At 63.3% G+C, this 7,618-nt stretch carries 9 protein-coding genes; 4 read left to right on the forward strand and 5 right to left on the reverse strand.

All coding sequences use genetic code 11. From position 1 onward, the window contains the following. The first annotated feature begins 37 nt into the window (after nt 1-37). Together VQ071_RS25390 and VQ071_RS25395 are read left to right on the forward strand one after the other, a co-directional pair. Entirely contained in the window at nt 38-382 is a 345-nt protein-coding gene (locus VQ071_RS25390; RefSeq protein ID WP_340517097.1) for a hypothetical protein, read from the forward strand. Between the two features lie 32 nt (nt 383-414). Then, the gene (locus VQ071_RS25395; protein WP_340517099.1) at nt 415-1,056 is read left to right on the forward strand and encodes a DNA-3-methyladenine glycosylase family protein; all 642 of its coding nucleotides are present in this window, start codon (nt 415-417) and stop codon (nt 1,054-1,056) included. 37 nt (nt 1,057-1,093) lie between these two features. On the opposite strand, the gene sigJ is transcribed toward VQ071_RS25395, so the two are convergent. From sigJ to VQ071_RS25410, 3 genes are all read right to left on the reverse strand, one after another. Then, the gene (gene sigJ, locus VQ071_RS25400) at nt 1,094-1,951 is read right to left on the reverse strand and encodes an RNA polymerase sigma factor SigJ (protein ID WP_340517100.1); all 858 of its coding nucleotides are present in this window, start codon (nt 1,949-1,951) and stop codon (nt 1,094-1,096) included. 29 nt (nt 1,952-1,980) lie between these two features. Next, entirely contained in the window at nt 1,981-3,165 is a 1,185-nt protein-coding gene (locus VQ071_RS25405; protein WP_340517102.1) for an NAD(P)/FAD-dependent oxidoreductase, read from the reverse strand. 102 nt (nt 3,166-3,267) lie between these two features. After that, nucleotides 3,268-4,071, reverse strand: a complete 804-nt coding sequence (locus VQ071_RS25410; protein WP_340517104.1) for an aminoglycoside N(3)-acetyltransferase — start codon at nt 4,069-4,071, stop codon at nt 3,268-3,270. Nucleotides 4,072-4,186: 115 nt separating this feature from the next. On the opposite strand from VQ071_RS25410, the gene VQ071_RS25415 reads away from it, so the two are divergent. Further along, a complete protein-coding gene (locus VQ071_RS25415) occupies nt 4,187-4,582 on the forward strand; it encodes an MmcQ/YjbR family DNA-binding protein (protein WP_340517106.1) in 396 nt (131 codons plus the stop codon). Here VQ071_RS25415 and VQ071_RS25420 read toward each other — a convergent pair. Together VQ071_RS25420 and hflX are read right to left on the reverse strand one after the other, a co-directional pair. After that, nucleotides 4,541-5,386 (reverse strand): DMT family transporter, encoded by an 846-nt coding sequence (locus VQ071_RS25420; RefSeq protein ID WP_340517108.1) that lies wholly within the window; start codon nt 5,384-5,386, stop codon nt 4,541-4,543. The genes VQ071_RS25415 and VQ071_RS25420 overlap by 42 nt on opposite strands. Before the next feature lie 65 nt (nt 5,387-5,451). Beyond that, the gene (gene hflX / locus VQ071_RS25425; RefSeq protein WP_340517110.1) at nt 5,452-6,744 is read right to left on the reverse strand and encodes a GTPase HflX; all 1,293 of its coding nucleotides are present in this window, start codon (nt 6,742-6,744) and stop codon (nt 5,452-5,454) included. Nucleotides 6,745-7,174: 430 nt separating this feature from the next. On the opposite strand from hflX, the gene VQ071_RS25430 reads away from it, so the two are divergent. Continuing rightward, on the forward strand, nt 7,175-7,507 hold the full coding sequence (locus VQ071_RS25430; protein WP_340517112.1) for a hypothetical protein: 333 nt from the start codon (nt 7,175-7,177) through the stop codon (nt 7,505-7,507). Nucleotides 7,508-7,618 lie beyond the last annotated feature (111 nt).

Consider the following 7,618-nt stretch of genomic DNA (forward strand, 5'->3'; position numbering starts at 1 on the left):
ATACAGCAGTTACCCGTTATAAAAAGGAGGCTACGATATGCGCAACGACACGCTCGGCTCAACGAACGGCAGATACAAGGTCATCACGCTCTGCGGCTCCACACGCTTCAGGCAACAATTCGAGCGGATCAACGCCGAACTGACACTGCAGGGACATGTCGTGATCTCGGTCGGCGTCTTCGTTCACGCGGGAGACCACCCCGTCACCGAAGCCCAGAAGACCATGCTGGACAGCGTGCATTTACAAAAAATAGACATGGCCGACGAGATCTTCGTCGTCAATCCGGGCGGTTATATCGGAGAGAGTACCGGCAGGGAGATCGAATATGCGCGTCGGAAGGGGATTCCCGTGCGGTATCTGGAGCAACAGGGCACAGCGTAATCTATCGGACGGTTCCGAAGGGGGAGGAGAACATGACCATACACGTGCATGCGGAATCGCCCGAAGGCGTCTACCTGAGGCGAGCGGACCCCGTGCTGGCGAGACTCATCGAGCGAATCGGCGAGATCCGCTTGGCGGCAAGCGGCAGTCCCTATGAATCGCTCGTCGGATCGATCATCTCCCAGATGCTCTCCGCCAAAGCCGCAGGCACGATCAAGCAGCGCCTGACGGCGTTGAACGGCGGACCGCTCACGCCGCAGAGTCTGCTGGCGCACGATGAGGAGACGCTGCGCGGCATCGGGCTGTCCTATGCCAAAGCCCGGTCGATCCGGGAGCTCTCGCAGCGCACGCTGTCCGGCGAACTGGACTACGAGGCGCTCGGCGTCCTGCCCGAGGCGGAGGCGGTCGCGGCACTGTCGAAGCTCAAGGGTATCGGCAAATGGACGGCGGAGATGTTCCTGATCTTCTCGCTCGGAAGGCCGGACGTGCTCTCGCTCGGAGATGCCGGACTGCAGCGCGCAGCCCAGTGGCTGTACGGCCGTGCGGACCCCGATGAGCCGCCCGGCAGCCTGGCGCGCCACGCGGGCAAGTGGAGTCCCTACCGCAGCGCCGCTTGTCTGTACCTGTGGAGGGCGATCGACGACGGCTACTTGGACGGGCGGGCCGAACTCTAGCTTCCCGTCGCAGGCTCGACGAACGTGCCGCTTCCGATCAGAAGCGCCGCAGCTTGTCGGGATTGCGGATGAAGTACAGGCCGCGAACCGCCCCGCCCTCGACGTGCAGCAGCACGACGGTATCGATGACGCCCGCCGACGAGAACGTCAAGCCTGTCTGCCCGTTGATATCGGCCAGCGCGAATGTCATTCCCTCTCCCGGCGCCATGAATTTGCGCGCCAGTCCCGTCAGGAAGCGCATGACACGGCTCGGCGTCTCGATCGGATGAATGGCCGCCGCCGCTTGGCCGCCGCCGTCGGAGATGGCGACGACGTCCTCGGCCAGCAGCGCGACGACCGAGTCGGCGCTGCCGCTCTCGAGTGCGGCCAGGAACCGGCGCACCCAGGCTTCGCCCGCCTCCTCCGGCCGCACCGGCTCGGCCGGGCCGAGTCCCAGCTTCGACTTGGCCCGGCTGTGCAGCTTGCGGCAGTTCGCCTCGGTCTTGCCGGCCAGTTCGGCGATGCCCGCATAGTCGAATCCGAACGCTTCGCGCAGCACGAACACCGTCCGCTCCGACGGCGTCAGCCGCTCCAGCAGCACGAGCATCGCATAGGACAAAAGCTCGCCGCGGGCGACGGCCTCGAACGTCTCGTCGTCCGGCGTCGGTATCGGTTCCGGCAGCCACTCCCCTACATAAGTCTCTCTGCGCCTGCGCGCCGAGCGCACCAGGTCGAGGCTGCGGTTCGTCGTCATTTTGCATAGATAAGCCTTCGGGTCCGCCAGCCGGTCCGGCTCGAGGAGACATGCCTTCACGAACACATCCTGCACGACATCCTCCGCGTCCGCCGCGGAGCCGGTCAGCTGATAGGCCAATGTGAACAACAGTCCGCGATGCCGCTCATACCACTCCGTCACCCCGTTCTCCTCCGTCCGATTCGATCTGTTCAGTTCAGCAGACTCGCGAGGTCCCATGTATATCGGCGTATGCGCCAGCCCAGCTTGCCCGTGACGACGATGTCGAGACCCCACTGCCGCGTCCACGCCATCCCCCGCTCGGGGCCGAGACCGAAGCAGAAAAAGTCCATAAAGGACTTGTGCGCAGGCGCCGCTCTGCCGTCGCGGTCTGCCGCGATTACTTTGGCGAGCCGGGCCGCCTGGGCCGACGCTTCCTTGCAGGTCTTGCCGTCCGCGCGCCCGGTGGCGGCATCGACGATCCGGGCGCAGTCGCCGATCGCGTACACGCCGTCCGCTCCGGGGACACGATAGCTCCCGTCGACCAGCAAGCAGCCGTCCGGCGCGAGAGGCAGCCCCAGGCCGCGCAGCAGCGGGCTCGGCAGCAGCCCGAGCGTCCATACGCATAGCCCGGCCTTCACCCGCCTGCCGTCGGCCAGACACACTTCATTCTCCGTCGCCTGCACGGCCTTGCTCCCGTGGACCACCTGTACGCCTGCTTCGGCCAGCGCCGCCGCCAGCTTCTCCCCGACCTTGGCCGGCCCTTCGGGGAATAGCCGCCCATGCGCATTCAGCAGCACGACGCCCGCCTCGGCCGGATCAAGCCCCTGCGCCTGCGCCTCGGCGCGCATATAATGGGCGAGCTCGGCGGACGTCTCGATGCCGCTAATGCCCGCACCGGCTACGGCGACCGTCATCCATCTCCGCCGTTCGGCCGGATCAGCCGTCCCGGCGGCGCGCTTCAGATTGTCGCGCCAAGCCTCGCCGATGCGCCGCGCGTCGTCGACATCCGCGAGCGGCATGCCGCCCGCCGCCGGATCGGGCCGACGCACGACGCTGCCTGCGGCCAGCACAAGCCAGTCATAGGCGACGCCGATCTCCTCGCCCGATCCGCCCACCGCCGTCAATGTCTTCGCATCCCGGTCGATTCCCGTCACCGCAGCCTGCATGAACGTCACATCCTGCGGGAACATCCGCTCGAACGGCAGCCGGATATCCTGCCCGCCCGCCGCAGGCTGGAACAGCAGCACTTTGCGCAGATGATACGGCTGGCGATCGATCAGCACGAGCTTCAGCCGCCCCTCGCTCAGCTCCTGCTTCCATTCCTTGCGGATGCGGCTCACCGCGTGAATGCCTGCGTACCCGCCGCCTACGACTACAATTGTCTTCGAATCCATAGTATAACGCCTCCTGTACCCGTTTGCTCATACGACGGGGCAGGGGGGATTTCTGTGACAAAGGATGCGGTATGCGACCGGCAGCGCAGGTCGGCCGAGAGATCAGCGATTGGTCCGCAGCCAGGCCTCCGCCGCGTCCGCCGCCGGTCTCGCGCCGAACAGCCGGCACTCCGCCTCGCCGATCCGGCCCGAAGCGACTTGGCCGCTGCGGTCGAACATCACGCCCACTTGGACGAAGTCCTCGGCGTCGTACGCGTAGTCTTCGAACCAGCGCCATGTCCGCTCGCCGTCCGCCAGGACGGAGGCGCCCATGCGCTTCCTCGGCATATCCGGCAACCGTGTCTCGGCCAGATGCATGCAGGTGCATGAATCGTACCCGACCCCGAGCAGCAGCACCTTGGCGCCCAGCTCATACAGCTTGCCGAGCGGCGAATCCGCGCCGAACTGCGGTGTCAGCGGATGCTCGCGGACGATCTCGGCGGCCAGCCTGCCGTTCGCCGAGAAGGACACCTGCGGATGATGAGACCGCATGCTGCCCGGCCACGTCCGGAACAGCTCGGCGATCCGCCCCATCCCTCTCGTCGGCGTCCGCGCCGGATCGAACGCCGGCATCTCGCTGTAGATCGTCTCGATCCATTCCGCCGGCACGGCAGGATTCTGCCATTCGGCCGGATCGCTACAGTCGCCGCTCTGCGCGGGCATGACGATCGTGCCCGCAGCGCCGACGGTTTGCAGGAGCGCCTGAATCACTGCCTGCGGACCTCCGCACACCCATCCCATCCGGGACAGCGAGGCATGTACGAGCAAGATGTCGCCCTCCTGCACACCCAATGCCCGCAGCTCCTCCTCTATGGACGCTGCCGTACCCGGCCGCCTCGTGCGGTCGACGATGTCTTTCTCGCTCATGGTGCACTCTCCTTCTATTTAATAGTACTTGAATGAATGGCTTAACAACGGCCTCCGGACATGTTATATGTGTAAGGATAGCATTGCATGCGATGCGGAACGGAGGAGTGCGACGATGGACATCAAATCGATCATCAAATACATCTTGACCCAAAAAGGCGCCTACAAAGACTATCCGTTCGGCGACGAGCCGCTGGTGCTCAAGGTGGCCGGCAAAATGTTCGCGCTGGTCGACGAGCGCGGCGAGCCGCCGAGCGTCAGCCTGAAGTGCGATCCGGTGCTCGCGGAGAGTCTGAGGCAGCAATACGAAGCCGTCATCCCGGGCTACCACCTGAACAAGACGCATTGGAACACCGTGCGCCTCGACGGCACCGTGCCGGACGCGGACCTGAAGGCGATGATCGATCATTCTTATGAAGCGGTCGTCAGCAAGCTGAAAAAGGCGGAGCGGGAAGCGCTGGAGATGCGGCTAGCCCCATATCCCAAGCACAACGATACCCGCCGTAATTAGGAGCGAGGCCGCGATTCTGCGCGCCCCCTGCCTTTCTCGAAGTATCCCTACGGCCAAGACGGTGCCGAATACGGTCCCGATCTCCCTCATAGGGGCCAACTGCGCTGCCGGTGCCAGCGCCAAGGCGAACAGGAACAGAATATAAGCGCCCGGCGCCAGCACGCCCCCGAGCAGGATCGTCCTCCAACCGGCCCGTATCTCTCGGGCGATGCCCTCCGAGCGGATCGCGGTCAAGCTCAGCGCCAGCAGATTCCCAACGTTGGTTAATTCATTCAGAACGATGGGGGATACGTGATCCAAGGCGATCTTGTCTACGACGATGTAGCTGGATATGCAGATGCCGACAGCGAGCGCCAGCATCGGCGCACGACGGTCGGACTGTCGCCTTCGGAATCCGGTATGGCTCAGCGCAGCCATGCCGATCACGATGGTGACGACGCCCATCCAACCGATGAGCGTCAGTCGCTCGCCGAGCAGCGCTGCCCCGAGCAGAGGCACGAGCAGCGGACTCGTACCTCTCATAATCGGATACACTTGAGACATGTCGCCGGCAGCGTATGCGGCGGCAAGCAGTCTGACGTAGAGCCCGTGCAGAGCCATTGATGCGAGGATGATCAGACAACCTGCCGCGGTCAGGCTACCGCCTTCCCAATCGAGAATGGTCCACGGCAGAAAGACGACGATCGCCACGGCTTGGCAGCACCATAGAAATACATTTTTATCGATGCTCTTCTTGGTGTACAGATTCCAGACCGAATGAAAGAAACCCGAGCCGAGCACGAGCGCCACCGCAATACCGTACATGCCCCCCCACCCCCGCCTATCAATTCAAAGGACCGTCCTCGATCGAGGACGGTCCGCCTTCTTCCTCAGCGCTCTACGAACAGCTCGCGGTAACGCTCGTAGTCCGCCGACTTGCAGCTGAGCGAGAGTCGCGTCCCTTCTTCCTCGTACTCGGTCGAACGGACGTCGGCATGCTCGTTGAAGTAGGCGACGAGGCGGCCCTGATCGTACGGGATCAGCACCTCGCCCTCAATATAATCAGCGAAGACGCGGTCTCTGATCATCTGCACGAGCTCCTCGATCCCCTGCCCGCCCGCGGCGGACAGGTAGACGTCGTCACCGTCGATGCGCGGAAAATCGCCGTCCGGCAGCAGATCCGCCTTGTTGTACGCATAGACGACCGGGATGTCGTCCGCGCCCAGATCCTTCAGCGTCTCCCGGGTGACGGCGATATGCTGCTCGTGCTCGGGGTTGGCGGCGTCCACGACATGGATGAGCAGGTCGGCTTCGGACACTTCCTCGAGCGTGGAGCGGAACGCCTTGACAAGATGATGCGGCAGCTGGCTGACGAAGCCGACCGTGTCCGCGAGCAGGAACGACTTGCGGTCGGGCAGCGAGATGCTGCGCACGGCGGTCTCCAGCGTGGCGAACAGCATATCCTTGGCCAGCACCTGCTTGCCGGATTCCGGCTCGTAGGCGGACAGTACGGCGTTCATCAGGCTGGACTTGCCCGCATTCGTGTAGCCGACGAGCGCGACGACCGGTATCTCGTTTTTCTGGCGCTGCTTGCGCTGGACCTGGCGGCGCGCGACCAGCCTCTCCAGCTCCTGCTGCATATGCGAGATGCGCTCTTCGATCCGCCTGCGGTCCAGCTCCAGCTTGGTCTCGCCGGCGCCCCGGTTTTTGAGGCCCGAGCCGCCGCCTTGGCGTCCGAGCGACTCGCGCAGGCCGACGAGCCGGGGCAGCATATACTGCAGCTTCGCCACCTCGACCTGCAGCTGCGCCTCCTTGGTCTGCGCACGCTCGGCGAAGATGTCCAGGATCAGAATCGTGCGGTCGATGACCCGTCGCTCGAGCGCGGCCTCCAGGTTGCGGATCTGCGAAGGCGACAGCTCGTCGTTGAATATGACCGTCGGGGCGTCCAGCTCCTTCACGAGCGCCTTCAGTTCCTCTACCTTGCCGCTCCCGATATAATGGGCCGAACTCACGCGTTCCGCCTTTTGCGTCAGCTCGCCGACCGTCTCGATGCCGCAGGCGTCCGCCAGGCTGCGCAGTTCCTCCATCGCATATTCGAAGCCGGGCGCATTGTTCAGCTGAACGCCGACGACGACGGCTCTCGCCAGATTGTTCTGATTAATCGGTTCAATATCTCGTTCCATATATCCATCATCCTCTCATGATCGAAAAAAACAAAAAACACAGGCAGTGTCCGCCTGTGTACAGGGTGATCAGATGGAGAAAATGCAATTCGCCCGGCATGGGGCAAAACGCATGTCGCAGTCATATCTATCCAAAGGACGGCCAACCGCCGCCTGACGAACAAACGTCCGCGCAGACATGAGCCGACAATGCTCCCGCATGGGTTACCTTCGAATGTGGACAGACTTCATCTGAGTTCCCCTGCCCGACAGGCAGAGCTTGGGCGCTAATCATTAGCCCACCAAAGTGCGAACTCGGATAGAATCTATCACACGGCAACCCTCCGTTCCAAAAAGTAACTCGATTCTAACACACGAGGGGCTTATTGGCAATCCATGCCTTGTGGAGGGTGCGACAGCGAGCATAAGGCGCGGGGCGAAGCGTTGTGCGATGCTGCGAAGCAGGGATATATGGCGCGCTCCCGGTAGGCTGATCGCCTCTTGTAGTGAAGGCGATGACGCATTCGGCGCGCTCCCGAGGCGGATCGCCTCTTGTAGTGAAGGCGATGACGCATTCGGCGCGCTCCCCAGGCCCATCGCCTCTCCTAGTGAAGGCGATGGCGTATTCGGCACGCTCCCCAGGCCCATCGCCTCTCCTAGTGAAGGCGATGACGCATTCGGCACGCTCCCCAGGCCCATCGCCTCTCCTAGTGAAGGCGATGGCGTATTCGGCGCGCTCCCCAGGCCCATCGCCTCTCCTAGTGAAGGTGGAGTGCTACGATAAAAATGCAGTCGAAAAACCCCCTCGTATGAAATAAAATGAAAGCTAGCGAGGGGACGAGGACGCATGAACAGGTATGACAAGGCATTCAAAGAAGAAGCCATAAGACTGAGC

It is taken from the genome of Cohnella sp. 56, assembly GCF_037963805.1.
Lineage (GTDB): Bacteria > Bacillota > Bacilli > Paenibacillales > Paenibacillaceae > Cohnella.

Coding starts and splice junctions, on each gene's coding strand:
- VQ071_RS25390 (WP_340517097.1), top strand. CDS start 38: ATGCGCAACGACACGCTCGGCTCAACGAACGGCAGATACAAGGTCATC.
- VQ071_RS25395 (WP_340517099.1), top strand. CDS start 415: ATGACCATACACGTGCATGCGGAATCGCCCGAAGGCGTCTACCTGAGG.
- VQ071_RS25405 (WP_340517102.1), bottom strand. CDS start 3,165: ATGGATTCGAAGACAATTGTAGTCGTAGGCGGCGGGTACGCAGGCATT.
- VQ071_RS25410 (WP_340517104.1), bottom strand. CDS start 4,071: ATGAGCGAGAAAGACATCGTCGACCGCACGAGGCGGCCGGGTACGGCA.
- VQ071_RS25415 (WP_340517106.1), top strand. CDS start 4,187: ATGGACATCAAATCGATCATCAAATACATCTTGACCCAAAAAGGCGCC.
- VQ071_RS25420 (WP_340517108.1), bottom strand. CDS start 5,386: ATGTACGGTATTGCGGTGGCGCTCGTGCTCGGCTCGGGTTTCTTTCAT.
- hflX (WP_340517110.1), bottom strand. CDS start 6,744: ATGGAACGAGATATTGAACCGATTAATCAGAACAATCTGGCGAGAGCC.
- VQ071_RS25430 (WP_340517112.1), top strand. CDS start 7,175: ATGCTGCGAAGCAGGGATATATGGCGCGCTCCCGGTAGGCTGATCGCC.